Here is a 21,146-nt window from a genome sequence, read left to right on the forward strand (position 1 = left end):
GGGCGGGCGCGGCGTTCGCGACGCTGGGCGCATGTCCACAGATACCGCCGTTCACGTGGAGGGCCTGCGCCAGCGGTACGGCGACTTCGAGGCCGTCGCCGGGATCTCGTTCGACGTGCGCCACGGTGAGCTGTTCGCCCTGCTCGGCACGAACGGGGCCGGGAAGACCACCACTCTGGAGACGGTCGAGGGGTACCGGCCCGCGCACGCGGGGACCGTCCGGGTGCTGGGCCGCGACCCGTACCGGGAGCGCCGTGCCGTCCGTCCCCGGATGGGGATCATGCTGCAGGAGGGCGGCTTCCTCGCCGACCTGACCGTGGCCGAGACCGTCGACCACTGGCGCGGCCTCACGCCCGACCCGCGCCCCGGCGACGAGGTGCTCGACATGGTGGGGCTGGCCGACCGGGCGGGCGTGCGGGTACGGCAGCTGTCCGGCGGGCAGAAGCGCCGCCTCGACCTGGCGCTGGCCGTGCTCGGACGTCCCCGCGTGGTGTTCCTCGACGAGCCCACCACCGGCATGGACCCCGAGGCGCGCCGTGCCACCTGGCGCACCGTCCGGGGCCTGGTCGCGGACGGCGTCGCGGTGGTGCTGACCACGCACTACCTGGAGGAGGCCGAGGAGCTGGCCGACCGGCTGGCCATCATGCACCGCGGCCGCGTCGAGGTCGAGGGCACGGTCGCCGAGGTCTCGGCGGGGCACGGCGACCGCGTCGGCTTCGCGGTGCCCGACCGGCTCGCGGTGGCGGACCTGCCCGTCCTGCACGGCGCCGCGCCGCGGATCGAGGTGCGCGGCGAGCGGGCCGTCGCCACCTACCGGCTCGGCGGCGGCACCCTACAGCCCGCCCTGCGCGACCTGCTGCGCTGGGCCGACGAGCACCGTCTCGCGCTGGACGGGCTGGAGGCCCGCAGCGCCTCGCTGGAGGACGTCTTCCTGCACACGGCCGGAGGCGAGGCCCGGTGAACGCGACGTACCTGCTGCGGATGACCCGGCTCGAACTGCTGCTCCTGTGGCGCAACCGCACCTCGATGTTCACGGTGGTGGGCCTGCCCGTGATCTTCGCGGCGCTGCTGCCGTCGCTGCGCGGCCGGGAGGTGGAGGGGGTGGACGTGGCGCTGTTCACCGGCACCGGATACCTGGCCTGCTTCCTGATCTTCTCGGTGTTCACGCACCTGGTGACCGTCTACACCGCGCGCCGCGAGGATCTGGTGCTCAAGCGGCTGCGCGGCGGGGCGGCCAGTGACGCCGAGATCCTCGGCGGCACCGTGCTGACCGGCGCGCTGATGTTCGCCGTGCAGGCCGTGCTGCTGCTGGCGTTCCTGGCGACGGTGCTGGACGGGCGGAGCGTCCCGGCCGACCCGCTGCTGCTGGCGGCCGCGCTGGCGGCGGGCACGGCGGTGTTCGCGCTGCTGGCGGGGGTGGTGTCGGCGTTCACCCCGACCGCGGAGATGGCGCAGATCACCGTCCTGCCGATCATGTTCGGCTGCATGCTCGGGTCCGGGGTGATGTTCTCCCTGGCCGGGGTGCCGGAGGGCGTGCGGGAGGCCGCGCGCTGGCTGCCGCTCACCCCCGTCGTGGAGATCGCCCGCACCGCCTACTTCGGGCAGGACTTCACCGTGGGCGGCGACCACGCGTCCCTGGCCCTGGCCGAGCGGTGGCTCGCGTGCCTGAGGCCGTTCGCCGTGCTGGTGCTGTGGGGCGGCGTCGCCCACCGGGTGGCCAGGCGCCGGTTCCGCTGGGAGCCGCGGCACGCGTGACACGAGACGACGGGCGGGCGAGGTGAACAATAGGCGCATGCAGGCGACTCCGACGACCGCGGACCTGGAGGCCCGCGCCGCCAGCCGCTTCGCGCAGTACCGCAAGATCACCGACCGGTCGTTCCTGCTGGCGCTCTTCGGGATGGCCGTGCCGGTCGTGGTGGCGCTCATGGAGCGGTCGGCGCCGCCGCCGCTGCTGGCGGTGGCGACCGCGGGGGCCGCCCTGCAGTTCGTCCTCTACATGCGGCTGGTGCGCGCGGGGCTGGCCGGGCGCGTCCCGTGGCGGGACATCGCGGTCAGCGGCGTGCTGGCGGCGGCGCTGGCCTGGATGACCGTCACCTCTCCGGTCTGGGCGGTGATCGGCCCGTTCTGGGCGTCGGGCGTCGCGGTGTGCCTGTCGTCGCACCGGTGGCTGGTCGCGCTGTCGCTGGGCGGCGGCGTGTACTGGGGCGGCTTGACGACGCTCGCCGTGCACGCGGACGGCCGCCGGGTGCACTGGTTCACCCCGCCGATCATGATCGCGATCTACGTGGCGGTGTTCGCCATGAGCCTGTACGCCAACCTGGTGCTCAAGCGGATGTGGGAGATGCACCAGGAGGCGCACGCCGCCCGCGAGGCGCAGGCGCGCCTGGCGGTCGCCGAGGAGCGGCTGCGCTTCTCCCGCGACCTGCACGACCTGCTGGGGCACAGCCTGTCGCTCATCGCGGTCAAGAGCGAGCTGGCGATGCGGCTGGCCGAACGCGACCCCGAGCGGGCCCGCGCCGAGATGGCCGACGTGCGCGGCGCGGCCCGAAGCGCCCTGCGCGAGGTGCGCGCCGCCGTCCGCGGCTACCGGGAGGTCGAGCTGGACGCCGAGCTGGCCGGGGTGCGCGCGGTGCTGGAGGCGGCCGGGGTGCGCTGCACGGCCGGCCCGCCGCCGCCCGGCCTGCCGCCGGAGGTCGGCTCGACGCTGGCGTGGGTGATCCGCGAGGGCGCCACCAACGTCATCAAGCACAGCACGGCCCGCACCTGCCGGGTCAGTGTCGTCTCCTACGGTGGCTCCGTGGTCCTGGAGATGACGAACGACGGCGCCCGGCCCGGGCGCGGCGAGGGTTCGGGGCTGACCGGGCTGTCCGAGCGCGTCGGCGTCCTCGGCGGCACCCTCACCGCCGGGCCGCACGGCCGCGACGGATTCCTGCTGCGCGCGGTGGTACCCCTGGGGGAGGACGCGTGATCCGCGTCCTGCTCGCCGACGACGAGCACCTGATCCGCGGCGCCGTCGCCGCGCTGCTCGGCCTGGAACCCGACCTGCGGGTGGTCGCCGAGGTCGGCCGCGGCGACGAGGTGACCGGCGCGGTCGCCGCGCACGACCCCGACGTGGCCGTCCTGGACATCGACATGCCCGGCGCGGACGGGCTGAGCGTGGCCGAGCGGCTGCACGCCGGCGGCGCCCGCTGCGCGGTGCTGATCCTCACCAGCTTCGGCCGTCCCGGCTACCTGCGCCGGGCCATGGCGGCGGGGGTGCGCGGCTTCGTCGCCAAGGACGCCCCGACCGAGGAGCTGGCCGCCGCGATCCGCAGGGTCCACGCCGGGGGCCGCTACCTGGACGCCGAGCTGGCCGCCAGCGCCATGGCCGCCGGGGACAACCCGCTGACCGCCCGCGAACGCGAGATCCTGCGCCTGGTCGCCGAGGGCGCCGAGACGTCCCGCGTCGCCGCGGTGCTGCACCTGTCCGAGGGGACGGTGCGCAACTACCTGTCGACGGCCATGACCAAGCTCGGTGAGTCCAACCGCCTGGCCGCCGTCCGCCGCGCCCGCGACATGGGCTGGATCTGACCGGGGTCCGGCCCGCATCCGGCCCGCAGCCGACTACGCCCGCCCCGCACGCCGGCGGGCGATCACCGCGTACGCGGCCAGGAACCCGGCGAGGCTGATCAGGCTGAGCCACAGCTGCGACCGGGTGTCGTCGACGACCGCCATCGACACCAGCACCGCCAGCACGCACACGAACGTGGCCCAGCTCAGCCACGGATGCAGCCACATCCTCAGCTTGAGCTTCTCCGGGGCCTCCCGCTCCAGCCGCGTCCGCATCCGCAGCTGCGACAGCGCGATGATCCCGTACAGGAACAGCGCCACCGCCCCGGCCGAGTTGATGATGAAGTAGAAGACGCGGTCCGGCGACACGAAGCTCATCACCACCGTGACGTAGCCGAGCACGGTGCTGAGCAGGATGCCCTTCCACGGCACCCCCCGCCGGGTGTCGCCGGTCCACCGCGGCGCCCACCCGTGCTCGCGCAGCGCGAACAGCATGCGCGAGGCGATGTAGAGCCCGGAGTTCAGCACCGACACCACCGCGGTCAGCACCACCACGTTCATGATCGTCTCGGCGCCGGGGATGCCGAAGCGGTCGAACGCGGCGGCGAACGGGCTGGTGCCGTCGTGCGGAACCCGCTCCCACGGCGTGATCATCACCAGCAGCGTGACCGACCCGACGAAGAACAGCAGCACCCGCCACACCACCGTGACGGTCGCGGTGGCGATCGCCTTGGCCGGTTCCCGCGACTCGGCCGCCGCGATCGTGACGATCTCCGCCCCGAAGTAGGAGAACACCACGATCACCACGCCGTGCACGACCGCGAACCCGCCCTTGGCCAGGAACCCGTCATCGGCGATGTGGGTCACCGACCCGGTGGAGTCCGGCCACAGCCCGACCACGTACAGCGTCCCGACCACGAGGAACACGGTGATGCAGGCGACCTTGACCGACGCCAGCCAGTACTCGGCCTCGCCGAACGAGCGCACCGACACCAGGTTGGTCGCGGTCAGCGCCAGCATCAGCACCAGGGAGAACGCCCACTGCGGGACGCCCGGCACCCACTTCTGCAGGATCTGCGCGCCGACCACGGCCTCGAACGCCACGATGCCGACCCAGTAGTACCAGTACAGCCAGCCGACGGTGAATCCGGCCCAGCCGCCCAGGGACTCGCGCGCGTACTCCATGAACGACCCGAGCGCGGGCTGCGCGGCGGCCATCTCGCCGAGCATGCGCATCACGAACACGACCAGCAGCCCGCCGATCACGTACGACAGCACGGCGGCGGGGCCGACCGTGTGGACGACGGCGCCGCTGCCCACGAACAGGCTGGCCCCGATGATCCCGCCCAGCGCGATCATCCTCAGGTGCCGCGGCCGCAGCGCCCGCCGCAGCCCGGCCTCGCCGTCCCCGGTTGTGGTGTGGACCTCCTCCATCGCCCAGTGATCACCCGTGGCGCCGCCCCTGACGCCCCCTTCACCGACCGGTGACCGATTCGAGACCGTCAGGCGCGGAAGCGGTCGGTGGCCTCGACGAGACGGTGCAGGGTGCCGGGCTCCGAGCCGCCGTGCCCCGCGTCCTCGACGATGTGGAACTCGGCCTCGGGCCACGCCTGGTGCAGCGCCCACGCCTGCCCCGGAGGCGTCTTCATGTCGTAACGCCCGTTGACGATCACGGCGGGAATGTGCCGGATGCGGTCGACGCCCGCCAGCAGCCCCTCCGCGGGGAGGAACCCGCCGTTGCCGATGTAGTGGTGGGTGATGCGGGCGAACGCCAGCAGCGCGGTGTCGTCGAGCTTCGGGGGCTCCACCGGCAGCAGCGTGTTGGCCGCCAGCTCCCACGCCATCCACGCACGGGCCGCCGGAAGGTGCACGGCCGGGTCGGGGTCGTGGATGCGGCGGCCGTAGGCGGCGACGAGGTCGTCCCGTTCGGCGGCGGGGATGGCGTCCCGGAACGCGGCCCACTCGGCAGGGAACAGGTGCGCCGCGCCGGTCGGGGTGAACGCCCACGCCTCGTCCTCCGGCCGCACGAGGTAGATGCCCCGCAGCACCATTTCGGTGACCCGCTCCGGATACGCCTGGGCATACGCCAGCGCCAGCGTGCTGCCCCAGCTTCCGCCGAAGACCAGCCACCGGTCGATGGACAGGTGCTCGCGCAGCCGCTCCATGTCCGCGACCAGACGCGGCGTGGTGTTGTGCTCCAGCGAGACGGCGGGGTCCCCGGCGTGCGGCCTGCTGGCGCCGCAGTTGCGCTGGTCGAACAGCACGATCCGGTACGCGGCGGGATCGAAGAACCGCCGGAACCCCGGCAGCACCCCTCCGCCCGGCCCGCCGTGCAGGAAGACCGCCGGCTTGCCGTCCGGGTTCCCGCAGGTCTCCCAGTAGATCTCGTTGCCGTCGCCCACATCGAGCAGCCCGGAGTCGTACGGCTCGACCGGCGGATAGAACCCCTTCATGCGATCAAGTACTACCTGACGCGCCGGCGGAGTGGTGGGGCAGGCCCCACCTGCCAGTGGCATGGTCGCACCACTGATCTTCGGCGGCCGGACGGGTTGGCTGGAACACAGTGCTGCCGCCCCGTCCGGAGGAATCGATGAACGTCCGCGCCCACCATGTCCTGCGCCGTGCCAGAGAGCACCGGCGGGCGATCGGCTGGGGGCTGGCCGTGGCGGTGCTCGCGGCGGGCGCCTGGGTGACGGCGTCCAGTGGTGAGGCGGCCGCGACGGTGTCGGGGGCGCTGCGGGGGATCGGGGACGCGCACTGGGGCCTGGTGCCCGTGCTGGCGGTTCTGGTCGTCGTGCACTTCTGGTTCTCGGCCGTGGCGCTGCGCCGCGCGGCGGGGGTGCGGCTGCCGCTGCTGCACGCGACCATGGCGCAGTTCACCGGGGCGACGGCGAACCGGCTGACCGGGGGCGGGCTCGGCACCGTGGCGGTCAACGCCCGGTACCTGACCGGACGCGGCGTCCCGGCGGGGCGGGCGGTGGCGGTGGCGGGCGTCCTGCAGGTCGGCGGCGGGGTCGCCGACCTGCTGCTGTTCGCGGTGGTGCTGCCGATCGCGCTGACGACCGGTGACGGCGCCCTGACGGCACGGCTGGGGGAGCGTCTCGACGGGCTCGGCGGGCCCCTGCTGGCCGTGCTCGCCGTGGCGGTGCCCGTGGCCGGTGTCGCGGTGTGGCTCCTGCGGGATCGGCTGCGCGGGCCGGCCGAGGCGTGCGCGCGGCTGGCGCGGCGCCCCGGCGACCTGGCGGTCATGCTGGCGGCGTCGGCGGCGACGACGTTCGTCATGGCCGTGGCGTTCGCGCTGAGCGTGCTGGCCGTCCCCGGCGCCGCCGTGACGCCGGGGCAGTTCGGCACGCTGATCGTCGTCTACATGGCCGGCGCGGCGGCGGGCGGCCTGGTCCCGGGGCCGGGCGGCCTGGGCTCGACCGAGGCGGCGCTGGTCGCCCTGCTGGCCGCCGCGGGCGTCCCGGCGGCCCCGGCGCTGACGGCCGTGCTGATCTTCCGGGCCGTGTCGCACTGGGCGCCCGTCCCGATCGGGCTGCTGACCGCCGGGACGGTGCGCGGGCGCAAGGGCGCGACCCTCGTCGCGCTGCCGGCCACGCCGCACCGTGACGTGCCGGTGCCCGCGCGGGCGGCCTAGGACGGCGCGTGGTCCCCGAATCGGCGTGCGGCCGGACGCGACCGCACGACCAAAGGGGCGTCCGTACGAAGTTGGGGCTGAATTGTCACATTGTCCCTCTTGTGGCGCGATCTCACGCCGTTAGACAGCTGAGGACACGCCTGACGGAGGGCATGAATGAAGAGGCTTTCACATCCGATCGCCGGTGGGGCGCTGCTGGTGTCCCTGCTGGTCCCCGTGACGTCCGCGGCGGCGGACCCCGAGCCCCGGCCGCACCGGACCCCGCCCGTGCGCGAGTTCGGCAACGGCCCGGAGCGCAACTCCGCCGCCTCGCCCGGACGCGAGCTGGCCGCCCAGCTGAAGGCGCGCGGTGCCGGCGCGCACTACGGCCACGCGCGGACGGAAGGGTATCCGCGGCAGACGAAGCTGCCCGAGCCCCCCGTGAACCCCGACGACAAGTCCATCAAGCTGGGGCTGATGCCCTACCACGGCATCGCGCCCAAGCTGAACGCCCTGCAGAAGGCCAGCGACCGCGTCAGCGTCGAGGTCATCGGCAGGAGCCACCAGGGCCGCGACCTGTACCTGGTCACCGTGACCGCTCCCGAGAGCCGCGGCGAGGCGGCCCGGCAGGAGCGCATGCGCGAGGAGATCGAGAACGACCCGGCGAAGGCGGCGCGCGACCCGCAGATCAAGCGCTCCTACAAGGCGCCGCTGTTCGTCAACAACAACATCCACGGCAACGAGTGGGAGGGCACCGACGCCGCCCTGCGCGTCATCGAGCGGCTCGCCACCGCCAAGGACGCCGCCACCACGAAGCTGCTCGGCTCCACCCGGCTGTACTTCAACGTCACCGCCAACCCCGACGGGCGGGCCGGCGGCGTCCGGGCGAACGCCGCCGGGTTCGACCTGAACCGCGACTTCATCACCGCCTCCCAGCCGGAGACCCGGGCGATGCGGCAGGTCATGATCGACACGCAGCCGCTGATGATGATCGACCTGCACGGGTACGTCAACGGCACGCTGATCGAGCCGACGACGCCGCCGCACGGGCAGAACTACGAGTACGACCTGTTCATCCGCAACACCTACGCCAACGGCCTGAACATGGAGGCCGCGATCAAGGCGCTCGGGTACACGCCCGACAAGGACGGCGTGCAGCCGCCGCAGATCCCGTTCCGCGACTGGGACGAGGGCTGGGACGACTGGCCGCCGATCTTCACCCCGCAGTACGCGCCGTTCCACGGCGCCGTGGCCTCCAGCACCGTGGAGATCCCGCTGCGGGTCAACAACGCCGACTACACCAACCTGCCGGTGGACGAGCTGCGCCGCCGCTCGAAGATCAACACCGCGGTGGCCGAGGCCGCGATCAGCTCGACGGTCTCGTTCGTCGGGCAGCGCCGGACCTCCCTGATCGCCGACCAGATCGAGGTGTTCCGCCGGAGCGCCGCCGGTGAGCAGCAGCGGCCCGCGCCGGCCGGCTGGGTGCCCGGGTTCGGGCCCGAGGACGTCTACACCACCCGGTTCCCGCGCGCGTACGTCATCCCGGCCGGCACCGGGCAGCGCTCGGCCACGGCGGCGGCGCGCCTGGTCGACCACCTGATCGCCAACGACGTCCGGGTCACGCGCGCCACCCGCGGCTTCAGGCTCGGCGGCACCGCCTACCCGGCCGGCTCGTACGTCGTGGACATGCACCAGCCCAAGCGCGGGCTGGCCAACGTCATGCTGGAGGCGGGCGGCGACATCACCGACAAGGTCGACGCCATGTACGACATCTCCGGCTGGAGCCACGCCTACCTGTGGGGCGCCACCGTCACCCCGGTGACCTCCGGCGACCTGCGCGGCGTGCCCGCCCGCGAGGTGAAGGCCGCCGCGCCGACCGGCTACGTCGCGCCCACCGGCGACCTGGCCCTGCGGCTGGACGACGCCAAGGACGTCACCGCCCTCAACGCGCTGTTGGACGAGGGCGTCAAGGCCACCTGGGCCGACGACGGCACCGCCGTCATCCCCGCGTCCGCGCGGGCCGCCGCCCGCACCATGGCCGACCGCTACGGCGTCCGGTTCGAGCGGGCCGCCGCCAAGGGCGCCGCGCCGCTGCGCAAGCTGAGGGTCGCGGCGGCCGCCAGCAGCGACGACGCGTTCTCCCTGCAGGAGATGGGCTTCGACGTCACCGCGGTGTCCACCGCGACGCTCAACGCCGGCTTCGACTGGAGCGGCGTGGACGTGCTGTACGTGTCCAGCGGCCTGAGCTACGCCCAGCTCAACGAGCAGGCCCGGACCGCCCTGAACGCCTTCCTCGCCAAGGGCGGCGTCGTCGGGCGCGGCTCCACCGGCGCGTCGTTCAACAGCGCCGCCGGGCTGCTCACCGCGACCTCCGTGGCGGGACGTTCCGACGCCAACGGCGTCGTCGCGGTGTCCAACAGCGGCGGCGCGCTCACCTCGCGCGCGCCCGGCGCCTCGTTCGTCTACTCGCCGCGCTGGTTCACCGGCCTCGGCCCCGAGGTCACCGTGGAGCAGCGCTACGCCGCCCAGGGGCCCCTGATCTCGGGCCACTGGCGGCCCAACGCCGACGGCACCGGCGGGCAGAACGCCGCCGCCGGGCAGGCCACCGTGATCCGGGGCGTCGACGAGCGCGGCGCCGCGGTGGCGCTGTTCGGCACCGAGCCGCTGTTCCGCAACCACCCCAAGGGCATGTTCGCCCAGGTCGCCCGCTCGCTGCACTGGAGCGCCGTGACCGCGGGCCAGCGGCAGGGCACCCGCTGAGCCGTCCGCGTGCCCCCGGCCCCGGCCGGGGGCACGCCCGTGTCCGGGACCCGGGATGATGGTGCACGTGACTGAGCCGCTCGTACCTCGCATGCAGGGATTCGGGACGACGATCTTCGCGGAGATGTCCGCGCTCGCGGTGCGGACCGGGTCGATCAACCTCGGCCAGGGCTTCCCGGACACCGACGGCCCGCCGCGGATGCTGGAGACGGCCGTCGAGGCGATCCGCTCCGGCGGCAACCAGTACCCGCCCGGCCCCGGCCTGCCCGAGCTGCGCCGGGCCGTGGCCGCGCAGCGGCGCGAACGCTACGGCCTGGACTACGACCCCGACACCGAGGTCTACGTCACCGTCGGCGCCACCGAGGGCATCGCCGCCGCCATGCTGGCGCTGGCGAACCCCGGCGACGAGGTGATCGTCTTCGAGCCGTACTACGACTCCTACGCCGCCACCATCGCGCTGGCCGGGGCGGTGCGGCGGCCCGTGACGCTGCGCCCGGACGGCGGCCGTTTCACCTTCGACCCGGACGAGCTGCGCGCCGCCGTCGGCCCCCGCACCCGCATCATCCTGGTGAACTCCCCGCACAACCCGGCGGGCACCGTGTTCACCCGCGCGGAGCTGGAGACGATCGCCGCGCTGTGCCGCGAGCACGACCTGATCGCGGTCACCGACGAGGTCTACGAGTACCTGACGTTCGACGGCGCCGAGCACATCCCCCTGGCGACCCTGGACGGCATGCGCGAACGCACCGTCGCGGTGTCGTCGGCGGGCAAGACGTTCTCGGTCACCGGCTGGAAGACCGGCTGGGTCACCGCGCCCGCCCCGTACGTGCGGGCCGTGCAGACGGTCAAGCAGTTCATGACGTACGCGGTCGGCGGCCCCTGGCAGCGCGCCGCCGCCTACGCCCTCAGCAACGAGCTCGACTGGGTGGCCCGGCTGCGCGACTCGCTCCAGGCCAAACGCGACCGGCTCGTCACCGGCCTGGAGGCGGCGGGCTTCGCGACCGTCCGCCCGCAGGGCACCTACTTCGTGCAGGCCGACATCCGCCCGCTCGGCTTCACCGACGGCATGGAACTGGCCCTGGCCCTGCCGGAGAAGGCCGGCGTCGTCGCCATCCCCACCCAGGTGTTCTACGACGACGCCGCGGCCGGATCGCATTTCGTCCGGTTCGCCTTCTGCAAGAAGGACGAGGTCATCGACGAGGCCGTCGAACGCCTGCGCCGCCTCGGCTGAGAAACCCGAACGCCGGCTGTAAATCCGGCGGCCCTCCCGGGACTACGTGACGACAACGATCCCCCGAGCCCGAGGGAGGGCCTTCGTGGATGATCCCGCGGCGCGGTTCACGAGGCTGTACGACGAGAACTACCGGCGGGTCCTGGCGTACGCGCTCACCCACGCCGAACCGCACACCGCCGAGGACGTCGCCAGCGAGACGTTCCTGATCGCCTGGCGGCGGCTCGGCGAGGTGCGCGACCCCGCGCTGCCGTGGCTGCTCGGCGTCGCCCGCAACATGCTGCGGAAACAACGCGACGGCGGACGGCGAAGACGCGCCCTGGCCGAGCGGGTCGCCGCGCTCGCCACCCCCGCCGACCAGGCCGCCTGGGACGTCGCCGAGCACGTCGTCGAACGCGAGAGCGCGCTGGCCGCCGTCGCCGGGCTGCCCGAGCGGGACCTGGAGGTCCTCGCCCTGGTCACCTGGCACGGCCTGGAGCCCCGGCAGGCCGCCAGGGTCGTCGGCTGCTCGTCGGCGGCGCTGTTCGTCCGCCTGCACCGGGCCCGCAAACGCCTCGCGCGCGCCCTGGAGAACGGCCCGCCGGCCGCGCCGTCCCGCCCCGTGAACCGCAGAGTCGCCGAGGAGGCGACCCGATGACCATCGGAGCCGACATGAAGCGCACCCCGGCAGACATCGACCGGACGTTCTCCGCGTTGCGGCCCGCCGCCCTCGACGCGCTCGCCGAGGACGCCTACGCCCGGCGCCGCGACGCCGACATCGACGAGATCACGCGGTCCGGCGAACCCGCGCGGGCGGCCCGGCCGCGCCCGTTGCGGCGGCCGACCCTGCTGGTCGCGAGCGTCGCGACGGCCTGCGCCACCGTCGCGGGCATGGTCGTCGTCTCGGCCGCGCGGGACGACGCCCCGCGCGCGGTGACGACGCAGCGCCCGTCCGGGCCCACCGACGCCCGCGGCGTCCTGCTGGCCAGCGCCCAGACCGTCGAACGGACCAGGGAGACGCCCGGCCGCTACTGGTACACCAAGTGGCGCATGCAGACGCTGAGCAACATCAGGTTGACCCCCGGCGGCGACCCGCGGAAGGCCAAACTGCCGTACACCTACCGCCGCACCACGACCGAGGAGCGCTGGCTGTCGCGCACCGGCCGCGACCGCTCTCGCTCGATCACCGGCATCGACGACAAGGTCGACTTCCCGACCCCGCAGGACGAGGCGAAGTGGCGCAGCACGGGCGCGCCGCGCCTGACCGGCCCGCACGGCTCCAAGCCGAGGGTGCTCGACGACCACCAGAAGTTCGGGGAGATCGTCGCCAACGAGCCGGTGACGGTCGACGCCCTGCTGAAGCTGCCCACGGACGCCGACGCGCTCACCGCCGACCTGAAGCGCAGGTACAAGCGGGACGTGCGGCGGTCGGGCGAGGACATCGCGGGCCCCTTCGAGTACTTCGTGTGGAGCACGGCGGAGAGCCTGCTGGCGGGGCCGATCACACCAGGCACCAAGGCCGCCTTCTACCGGGTGCTGGCCGAGCAGCCCGGCATCCGCACCGAGGGCAGGACCACCGACCCGCTCGGCCGGGCGGGCGTCGCCGTGTCGATGAGCGGCGAGGGCTACAGCCTCCGCCTGATCGTCGACCCGGGGACGGGGCGGCTGCTGGCCGCCGAGAACCGCACCGGCGACACGCCCGGGGCCCGCGGCTCGTCGGTGACGTACCTGGACATGGGCTGGGTCGACCGGCTCGACGCGCGTCCCTAGCCGGACGCCCGGCCCCGGCGCCCGAACGCGTGCCGAACCGGCCACATCTGCCGAACATACGGCTTCGCCTGGGCGAATTTCGCCCAGGCGAAGCCGTCGTTTCGGGGCTACGGTCGGGCCGTGAGCAGGCACGCAGCGGGACCGTTCGACGGCGAGCGGGTCCTGATCGCGCTGGGCGGCAACGCCATGACCGCGCCCGACGGCAGCGCCGCCCCGCACGCCCAGCGCGCGGCGGTCGAGGCGGCCATGGAGCACGTGGCCGACCTGGTGGCGGCGGGCGCCCGGGTCGCGCTGACCCACGGCAACGGCCCGCAGGTCGGCAACCTGCTGATCAAGAACCAGCTGGCCGCCGACGTGGTGCCGCCGGTGCCGCTGGACTGGTGCGGCGCCCAGACCCAGGCCACCGTCGGCGTGCTGATCATGAACGCGCTGGAGCGGGCCCTGGCCGCCCGCGGCGCCGCCCGGCCGGTCACCGCGATCGTCACCCGCACGCTGGTGGACGCCGCCGACCGCGCGTTCGCCGACCCGGTCAAGCCGGTGGGCCGCTACTTCCCGCGGGCCGAGGCCGAACGGTTCATGGCGCTCGGGCAGGCGTGGCGCTCCTACGGGCCGCGCGGCTGGCGGCGCGTGGTGCCCTCGCCCGAGCCGCTGGAGATCCTCGACGCCGGGGCCGCCGCCCTGCTGCTGGACGCCGGCCACATCGTCGTCGCCGCCGGCGGCGGGGGCGTGCCCGTCGTCCGCGCCGCCGGCGGCGAGGACGCGCGGGCGGAGGGGAACACCGACGGCGCCCTGCGCGGCGTGGAGGCGGTCGTCGACAAGGACCTGGCGGCGGCGCTGCTGGCCCGGCGGCTGGGCGCCACCACCCTGGTGATCGCCACCGACGTGGAGCACGTCCTGGTGGGGTACGGCACCCCCCGTGAACGTCCGCTGCACCGCACCACCGCGCGCGAGCTGCGCACCCTCGCCGCCGCCGGGCACTTCGCCGGGGGCAGCATGGGGCCGAAGGTGGCGGCGGCGTGCCGGTTCGTCGAGGGGGGCGGCCGCCGCGCCGCGATCACCTCGCTCGACCGGATCACCGACGCGGTCCGCGGCAAGGCCGGAACCGTCGTGGAACCCGGCGAGCGCACCGGAGCCGGCGGCGGGCCCTCCGCCGCCCACTGAGCAGGCGGCGAGAACACGACTGGAGAGCGAGGAGCGGCGACGTGCCCGACCCGATCGAAGTCCGCAAGATCCCCATCGAGAGCGTGACCGACGCCTCCGGGCTGGCCCGGCTGATCGACGACGGCGTGCTGGAGGCCGACCGGGTGCTGGCCGTGGTGGGCAAGACCGAGGGCAACGGCGGCGTCAACGACTACACCCGCCTGCTGGCCGACCGGGCGTTCCGCGAGGTGCTGGTCGCCCGCAGCACCCGCACCGAGGAGGAGGTGCGGAACGTCCCGCTGGTGTGGTCCGGCGGCACCGACGGGGTGCTCAGCCCGCACGCCACCGTGTTCGCCACCGTCGACCCGGCGACCGTGCCCGCCACCGACGAGCCGCGCCTGTCGGTCGGGGTGGCGATGAGCGAGGTCATCCTGCCCGAGGACATCGGCCGCCCCGCCATGGTCGACAAGGTCGCCGCCGGGGTGCGCGATGCCATGAAGACCGCCGGCATCGACGACCCGGCCGACGTCCACTACGTCCAGACCAAGACGCCGCTGCTCACCCTCGACACCATCAACGACGCGCGCTCGCGCGGCCGGGACGTGGTCACCGAGGACACGCTGAAGTCGATGGACATCTCCAACTCGACCACGGCCCTCGGCATCGCGGTCGCGCTCGGCGAGATCGAGCCGCCCCGGCCCGAGCAGATCCACCGCGACCTGACGCTGTACTCGTCGGTGGCGTCGTGCTCGTCCGGCGTGGAGCTGGACCGCGCCCAGATCGTCGTGGTCGGCAACGTGCGCGGCATCGGCGGCCGGTACCGGGCCGGGCACGCGGTCATGCGGGACGCGCTGGACGCCGACGGGATCTGGGCCGCGATCCGCTCGTCCGGCCTGGACCTGCCCGACCGGCCCCATCCCGGCGACCTGGACGGCCGCCTGGTCAACGTGTTCATCAAGTGCGAGGCCGACCCGTCCGGGCGGGTGCGCGGGCGCCGCAACATCATGCTGGACGACTCCGACGTGCACTGGCACCGGCAGATCAAGGCGTGCGTCGGCGGCGTGGCCGCGTCGGTCACCGGCGACCCGGCGGTGTTCGTGTCGGTCGCCGCCGTCCACCAGGGCCCGTCCGGCGGCGGCACCGTGGCGGCCATCGCCGACCTGGGCTGAGGTGATCACGACCGGTGAGCCGATAACCGCACTGGGTGGTCGCCGGAGGCTATAGCCTCGTGGCCGTGCGCGACCTGACCATTCCCGAACCCCAGTTCCCCGGCGACGACGGCTCCGCCGACCCGCGGCTGCGCGAGGCGCTGGCCGGATACGCCGAGGGCCGTCTCGGCGAGCACGCGGTGCTGCGGGAGCTGGCCGGCGCGCGGCTGCTGATCCCGGTCGTCGCCGTGCTCACCGAGGAGGAGGACGTCGCCCCCGGCGAGCTGCGCCGCGAGAAGTCCAGCGACATGGCGCTGCCCACGCTGGTCGGCGCGGACGGCCGCCGCGGCGTGCTCGGCTTCACCAGCGCCGACACCCTCAAGGCGTGGCGGCCCGACGCCCGCCCGGTCGCGGTGCACGCCCGGCAGGCGTGCCAGGCCGCGCTGGACGAGGGCGCGCAGGCGCTGGTGCTGGACGTGGCGGGCCCGGTGCCGTTCGCCGTGGACGGCATCCGGCTGCACCTGCTGGCCGAGGGCCGTCCCGTCCCGCCGCCGCACGAGGACCCGGACGTGCTGGCCGCCGTGGAGGCCGCGTTCGGCCCCGAGGAGGCGGTGAGCGGCGTGCGCGTCGGCCGCGGCGGCGAGGCCGAGCTGGCCATCAGCTTCGCCGTGCGGCCCGGGCACGACGAGCGCGACGCCGTGCGCCGCGTCTCCGACCGCCTCGCCGAGATGCTGCGCGGCCGCATCGTCGGCGGCGTCGAGCTCACCGTCGTCCGCCGCTGAACGCACCGCCCGGCACCCGGTAAATGGTTCGCGGGGGCCCGGGCGCCTTGGGCATGCTGGGGCGCATGCCGGAGATCTTCGACGACGCGCAGGTGACCGCCTTCATCGAGAACGGCTTCGTGCGCGTGCCGGAGGCGTTCCCCCGCGAGGTCGCCGACGCCTGCCGCGCGATCATGTGGCCGGACACCGGCTGCGACCCCGACGACCCGTCCACCTGGACCAAGCCCGTGGTGCGGCTGTGGCACTACGAGCAGGAACCGTTCCGCCTGGCCGCCAACACGCCGAAGCTGCACGCCGCGTTCGACGCCCTCGTCGGCCCCGGCCGGTGGGTGCCGCGGCCCGGTCTCGGCACCGTCCCGGTGCGGTTCCCCAGCGAGGACGACCCCGGCGACGCCGGCTGGCACGTCGAGGCCAGCTTCCCGGGGGACGACCCGGACGACTTCATGGGCGCGCGGCTGAACGTCTCGTCCAAGGGGCGGGCGCTGCTGATGCTGTTCCTGTTCTCCGACGTCGGCGAACTGGACGCGCCCACCAAGATCCGCGTCGGCTCGCATCTGGACGTGGCGCCGATCCTGGAGCCCGCCGGGGAGGAGGGCCTGTCGTTCATGGAGGCGGCGCAGAAGGCCGTACCGGCGACCGAGCACCGGCCGGTCGCCCTGGCCACGGGGCGCGCCGGGGACGTCTACCTGTGCCATCCGTTCGTCGTGCACTCCGCGCAGCCGCACCACGGCACCGAGCCGCGCTTCATGGCACAGCCGCCGCTGTACCCGAGGGAACCGCTGCGGCTGGAACGGCCCGACGGGGCCTACTCCCCGGTGGAGACGGCGATCCGGCGAGGTCTCGGGCGCTGAGCGTCGTCCGCGACGTACGCTCGGCGTTCCAGGCACCCCGCCGTACAACCGTCACCGAGGAGAAAGCCGTGGCCACCGTGCCGACGATGCAGGAGGCGCTGCTCAGGCTCACCGACTACTGGGCCGGGCGCGGCTGCCTGATCGTCCAGCCGATGAACACCGAGGTCGGCGCGGGCACCCTCAACCCGGCCACCGCGCTGCGGGTGCTCGGCCCCGAGCCGTGGCGGGTCGCGTACGTCGAGCCGAGCGTGCGCCCCGACGACGCCCGCTACGGCGACAACCCCAACCGGCTGCAGACCCACACCCAGTTCCAGGTGATCCTCAAGCCGGAGCCCGGCGACGCCCAGGACCTGTACCTGGGCAGCCTGGCCGCCCTCGGCGTCGACCTGCGCGCCCACGACGTGCGGTTCGTCGAGGACGACTGGGCGTCCCCGGCCCTCGGCGCCTGGGGCCTCGGCTGGGAGGTGTGGCTGGACGGGCTGGAGATCACCCAGTTCACCTACTTCCAGCAGTCCGGCGGGCTGACCCTGGACCCGGTGTCGGTGGAGATCACCTACGGCATGGAGCGGATCATGATGGCGCTCCAGGGGGTCACCCACTTCAAGGACATCGCCTACGCGCCCGGGGTGTCCTACGGCGAGGCGTTCGGGCAGGCCGAGTACGAGATGAGCCGGTACTACCTGGACGACGCCGACATCGCCACCGGCCGGGAGCTGTTCGAGGCGTACGCGGCCGAGGCCCGGCGGATGCTGGACGCGCGGCTGCCGGTGCCCGCCCACCTGCACGTCCTGAAGTGCTCGCACGCCTTCAACGTGCTCGACGCGCGCGGCGCGATCGGCACCACCGAACGCGCCCGCGCCTTCGCCCGCATGCGCGACCTGGCCCGCGAGGCCGCCGAGCTGTGGACCGAACGCCGCGCCGAGCTGGGGCATCCGCTCGGCGACGCCGCCACCCGCCCGGCCGCGGCCGCCGAGCCCGCCGCGCTGCCGCAGATCACCGCGCCGGGCACGTTCGCGCTGGAGATCGGCGTGGAGGAGCTGCCGCCGCGCGAGGTGCCGCGCGCCGTCCGGTACGTCGCCGACACCCTCGTCGAGGGCCTGCGGGAGGCGGGCCTGTTCACCGACGACACTCAGGTCGACGAGTACGGCACGCCGCGCCGCCTCGTCGTCGTGATCCGGCGGCTGGAGCCGCGCGAACCCGACACCGAGCAGGTGGTCAAGGGGCCGCGCATGGCCGCCGCCTACGACGAGTCCGGCGGCCCGACCCGGGCGCTGCTCGGCTTCGCCCGCTCCCAGGGCGTCGACCCGGAGCAGGTCGGGACGGTCACGGTCGGCGGCGGCCGGTACGCGGGGCTGACCCGCACGGCCCCCGGACGCCCGGCCGCCGAGGTGCTCGCCGAGCTCGCCGCCCGCGTGGTGCGCGGGCTGCGCGCCGACAAGAACATGCGGTGGAACGCCCCCGGCCTGGCCTACGCCCGCCCGATCCGCTGGCTGGTCGCGCTGCTGGACGAGCACGAGCTGCCGGTGCCGGCGGCGGGCCTGACGGCGGGCCGCGTCACCCGCGTGCACCGCACCGCCGGCGAGCCGCTGGTGCCCGTGCCGTCCGCCGCCGCGCTGCCGGAGACGCTGCGCGCCCACGGGATCGAGCCCGACCCGGCCCGCCGCCGCGCGCGAATCATCGAGGACGCGCGGGCCCTGGCCGCCCGCGAGGCCGGCGGCGCCGTCGACGCGGCGGGCGAGCAGCCCCTGATCGAGGAGATCGTCCACCTGGTCGAGGAGCCGGTGGCGATCCTCGGCTCGTTCGACCCGGCCTACCTGGAGCTGCCGCAGGAGATCCTCACCACCGTCATGCGCAAGCACCAGCGCTACCTGCCGGTGCGGCGCCGCGACGGGTCGCTCGCCCCGCACTTCGTCGCGGTCGCCAACGGCGCCTGCGACCACGCCGCCGTCCGCGCCGGCAACGAGGCGGTGCTGCGCGCCCGGTTCGAGGACGCGGCGTTCTTCTTCCGGCACGACCTGCGCGCCACGCCCGAGGAGATCGGCCGCGGCCTGGACCGGCTCACCTTCGCCGACCGCCTCGGGTCGATGGCCGACCGCGCCGCCCGCATCCGCGCGATCGCCGCCGACCTCGCCGGCCTGCTCGGCGGCGACCTCACCGCGAGCGAGGCCGCCGCGCTGCGCCGGGCCGGGGAGCTGGCCAAGTTCGACCTCGCCTCCGCCATGGTGATCGAGCTGTCGTCGCTGGCCGGGACCATGGCCCGCGAGTACGCGCGGCGCGCGGGCGAGGACGAGGCCGTCGCCCGCGCCCTGTACGAGATGGAGCTGCCCCGGTCGGCGGGCGACGAGCCGCCGTCGAGCGTGCCGGGCGCGCTGCTGGCCGCCGCCGACCGGCTCGACCTGCTCGCCGGCCTGTTCGCCGTCGGGTCCGCGCCCACCGGCAGCTCCGACCCGTTCGGGCTGCGCCGCGCCGCGCTCGGCCTCACCGCGATCCTGCGCGCCGTGCCGCGGCTGGCGCCCGTCACCGTGCGGGACGGGCTGGAGATCGCCGCGCGGCACCAGCCGGTCGAGGTGACCGCCGAGGCCCTGGCCGAGACCGAACGGTTCGTCGCGCGGCGGCTGGAACAGGCGCTGCTCGACGACGGCCACCCGGTGCGCGTCGTCCGGGCCGTCCTGCCACACGCCGGATCGCCCGCCCACGCCGAACGCGCCGCCGCCGACCTGGCCGGGCTGCTGCGCACCGAACGCTTCGACCGGCTCGTCACGGCGTTGCAGCGGGTCCTGCGGATCATCCCGGAGGGCACGGCGGCCGGGTACGACCCCGAGCTGTTCACCGAGCCCGCCGAGCACCGGCTGGAGGAGGCGTTCACCCGCGTGCGCGCCGGCCTGGCGGGCCGTACGCCCACCCTGCCGGAGTTCACCGACGCGGCGCTGCCGCTGGCCGGGCCCGTCGACGCCTACTTCGACGACGTCATGGTGATGGCGAAGGACCCCGCCGTCCGCGCCAACCGCCTGGGCTTGCTGGCCGCCGTCCGCGACCTGGTGGCCCCCGTCCTGGACTGGCGCGAGATCACCTGAGCTCCGGTCTCAGACAGTGGACGGGGGCACGGCGGGGAGCGGCGAGTTAATAGGATCGTCAGCATGCTGCGCTGGTTGACCGCGGGGGAGTCCCATGGCCCGGCCCTCACCGCGATCGTGGAGGGCCTTCCGGCGGGCGTGCGCGTGACCTCGGCCGACATCGCCGAGGAACTGCGCCGCCGCCGGCTCGGCCACGGGCGGGGCGCCCGTATGAAGTTCGAGCAGGACAAGGTCACGGTCGTCGGCGGCGTCCGCCACGGCGTGACGCTGGGCGGCCCCGTCGCGGTCGAGGTGGCCAACACCGAGTGGCCCAAGTGGGAGACGGTGATGTCCGCCGACCCCGTCGACCCCGACGTGCTCGCCGCGCAGGCCCGCAACGCGCCGCTGACGCAGCCGCGGCCCGGGCACGCCGACCTGGTCGGCATCCAGAAGTACGGCTTCGACGACGCGCGTCCGGTGCTCGAACGCGCCAGCGCCCGCGAGACCGCCGCCCGCGTCGCCCTCGGCGCCGTCGCCAAGGCGTTCCTGCGCCAGGCGCTCGGCGTGGAGATCCTCAGCCACGTCATCGCGCTCGGCGAGATCGGCGTGCCCGACGACGCGCCGCTGCCCGCGCCCGGCGACCTGGCGCGCGTGGACGACGACCCGGTGCGCTGCTTCGACGCCGGCGCCTCCGCCGCGATGGTCGCGCACATCGACGCGCTGAAGAAGGCGGGCGACACCCTCGGCGGCGTCGTCGAGGTGCTCGCCTACGGCCTGCCGCCCGGCCTGGGCAGCCACGTGCACTGGGACCGCCGCCTGGACTCGCGGCTGGCCGGCGCCCTCATGGGCATCCAGGCGATCAAGGGGGTGGAGCTCGGCGACGGCTTCACCACCGCGCGCCGCCCCGGCTCCCGCGCCCACGACGAGATCGAGGGCACGCCCGAGGGCGTGCGCCGCCGCACCAACCGCGCCGGGGGCGTGGAGGGCGGCATGACCACCGGCGAGGTGCTGCGGGTGCGCGCCGCGATGAAGCCGATCTCCACCGTGCCGCGCCGCCTGGACACCATCGACGTGCGCACCGGCGAGCCCGCCAAGGCCATCAACCAGCGCAGCGACGTCACCGCCGTGCCCGCCGCCGGGGTGGTCGCCGAGGCCATGGTCGCGCTGGTGCTCGCCGACGCGGCGCTGGAGAAGTTCGGCGGCGACTCGGCCGAGGAGACCGCCCGCAACGCGCAGGGCTACCTGTCGTCCCTGGCCGTCAAGTAGG

Annotated in this window: 17 protein-coding genes; 15 read left to right on the forward strand and 2 right to left on the reverse strand. The window is 74.6% G+C overall.

Features of this window, described 5'->3' with window-relative positions:
• Positions 1–31: 31 nt before the first annotated feature.
• The 4 genes from ABD811_RS32660 to ABD811_RS32675 are packed head-to-tail and all read left to right on the forward strand — an operon-like array spanning position 32 to position 3,570.
• The gene (locus ABD811_RS32660) at positions 32–961 is read left to right on the forward strand and encodes an ABC transporter ATP-binding protein (protein WP_344955482.1); all 930 of its coding nucleotides are present in this window, start codon (positions 32–34) and stop codon (positions 959–961) included.
• Positions 958–1,755, forward strand: a complete 798-nt coding sequence (locus ABD811_RS32665; protein ID WP_344955484.1) for an ABC transporter permease — start codon at positions 958–960, stop codon at positions 1,753–1,755. The genes ABD811_RS32660 and ABD811_RS32665 overlap by 4 nt, the downstream gene beginning before the upstream one ends.
• A gap of 37 nt (positions 1,756–1,792) precedes the next feature.
• A complete protein-coding gene (locus ABD811_RS32670) occupies positions 1,793–2,968 on the forward strand; it encodes a sensor histidine kinase (RefSeq protein WP_344955486.1) in 1,176 nt (391 codons plus the stop codon).
• A complete protein-coding gene (locus ABD811_RS32675; protein ID WP_344955488.1) occupies positions 2,965–3,570 on the forward strand; it encodes a response regulator in 606 nt (201 codons plus the stop codon). Before ABD811_RS32670 ends, ABD811_RS32675 begins: the two co-directional genes overlap by 4 nt.
• A gap of 33 nt (positions 3,571–3,603) precedes the next feature.
• Here ABD811_RS32675 and ABD811_RS32680 read toward each other — a convergent pair whose 3' ends face one another.
• Together ABD811_RS32680 and pip are read right to left on the reverse strand one after the other, a co-directional pair.
• Entirely contained in the window at positions 3,604–4,983 is a 1,380-nt protein-coding gene (locus ABD811_RS32680) for an amino acid permease (protein WP_344955490.1), read from the reverse strand.
• A gap of 68 nt (positions 4,984–5,051) precedes the next feature.
• A complete protein-coding gene (gene pip / locus ABD811_RS32685) occupies positions 5,052–6,002 on the reverse strand; it encodes a prolyl aminopeptidase (RefSeq protein WP_344955492.1) in 951 nt (316 codons plus the stop codon).
• Positions 6,003–6,139: 137 nt separating this feature from the next.
• Between pip and ABD811_RS32690 the strand changes: the two genes are divergently transcribed.
• The 11 genes from ABD811_RS32690 (at position 6,140) to aroC (ending at position 21,145) form a co-directional block, all read left to right on the forward strand.
• Entirely contained in the window at positions 6,140–7,186 is a 1,047-nt protein-coding gene (locus ABD811_RS32690; protein WP_344955494.1) for a lysylphosphatidylglycerol synthase domain-containing protein, read from the forward strand.
• Between the two features lie 156 nt (positions 7,187–7,342).
• Positions 7,343–9,925 (forward strand): M14 family zinc carboxypeptidase, encoded by a 2,583-nt coding sequence (locus ABD811_RS32695; protein WP_344955496.1) that lies wholly within the window; start codon positions 7,343–7,345, stop codon positions 9,923–9,925.
• A gap of 67 nt (positions 9,926–9,992) precedes the next feature.
• On the forward strand, positions 9,993–11,156 hold the full coding sequence (locus tag ABD811_RS32700; protein ID WP_425549483.1) for a pyridoxal phosphate-dependent aminotransferase: 1,164 nt from the start codon (positions 9,993–9,995) through the stop codon (positions 11,154–11,156).
• An 85-nt stretch (positions 11,157–11,241) separates the two neighbouring features.
• A complete protein-coding gene (locus ABD811_RS32705; RefSeq protein WP_344955500.1) occupies positions 11,242–11,793 on the forward strand; it encodes an RNA polymerase sigma factor in 552 nt (183 codons plus the stop codon).
• The gene (locus ABD811_RS32710; RefSeq protein WP_344955502.1) at positions 11,790–12,905 is read left to right on the forward strand and encodes a CU044_5270 family protein; all 1,116 of its coding nucleotides are present in this window, start codon (positions 11,790–11,792) and stop codon (positions 12,903–12,905) included. The genes ABD811_RS32705 and ABD811_RS32710 overlap by 4 nt, the downstream gene beginning before the upstream one ends.
• A gap of 120 nt (positions 12,906–13,025) precedes the next feature.
• A complete protein-coding gene (locus tag ABD811_RS32715; protein WP_344955504.1) occupies positions 13,026–14,066 on the forward strand; it encodes a carbamate kinase in 1,041 nt (346 codons plus the stop codon).
• 41 nt (positions 14,067–14,107) lie between these two features.
• Positions 14,108–15,214, forward strand: a complete 1,107-nt coding sequence (gene bar / locus ABD811_RS32720; RefSeq protein WP_344955505.1) for a barbiturase — start codon at positions 14,108–14,110, stop codon at positions 15,212–15,214.
• Between the two features lie 65 nt (positions 15,215–15,279).
• Positions 15,280–15,975, forward strand: a complete 696-nt coding sequence (locus ABD811_RS32725; RefSeq protein ID WP_344955507.1) for an SseB family protein — start codon at positions 15,280–15,282, stop codon at positions 15,973–15,975.
• A gap of 65 nt (positions 15,976–16,040) precedes the next feature.
• Positions 16,041–16,826 carry a phytanoyl-CoA dioxygenase family protein gene (locus tag ABD811_RS32730; RefSeq protein ID WP_344955509.1) on the forward strand — a complete coding sequence of 262 codons (786 nt, stop codon included), beginning with the start codon at positions 16,041–16,043 and terminating at the stop codon, positions 16,824–16,826.
• Positions 16,827–16,894: 68 nt separating this feature from the next.
• Positions 16,895–19,900 (forward strand): glycine--tRNA ligase, encoded by a 3,006-nt coding sequence (locus tag ABD811_RS32735; protein ID WP_344955512.1) that lies wholly within the window; start codon positions 16,895–16,897, stop codon positions 19,898–19,900.
• A gap of 63 nt (positions 19,901–19,963) precedes the next feature.
• Positions 19,964–21,145 (forward strand): chorismate synthase, encoded by a 1,182-nt coding sequence (aroC, locus tag ABD811_RS32740; protein WP_344955514.1) that lies wholly within the window; start codon positions 19,964–19,966, stop codon positions 21,143–21,145.
• Position 21,146: the final 1 nt, after the last annotated feature.

The organism is Actinomadura miaoliensis (genome assembly GCF_039536785.1).
Classification (GTDB): Bacteria; Actinomycetota; Actinomycetes; order Streptosporangiales; family Streptosporangiaceae; genus Spirillospora; species Spirillospora miaoliensis.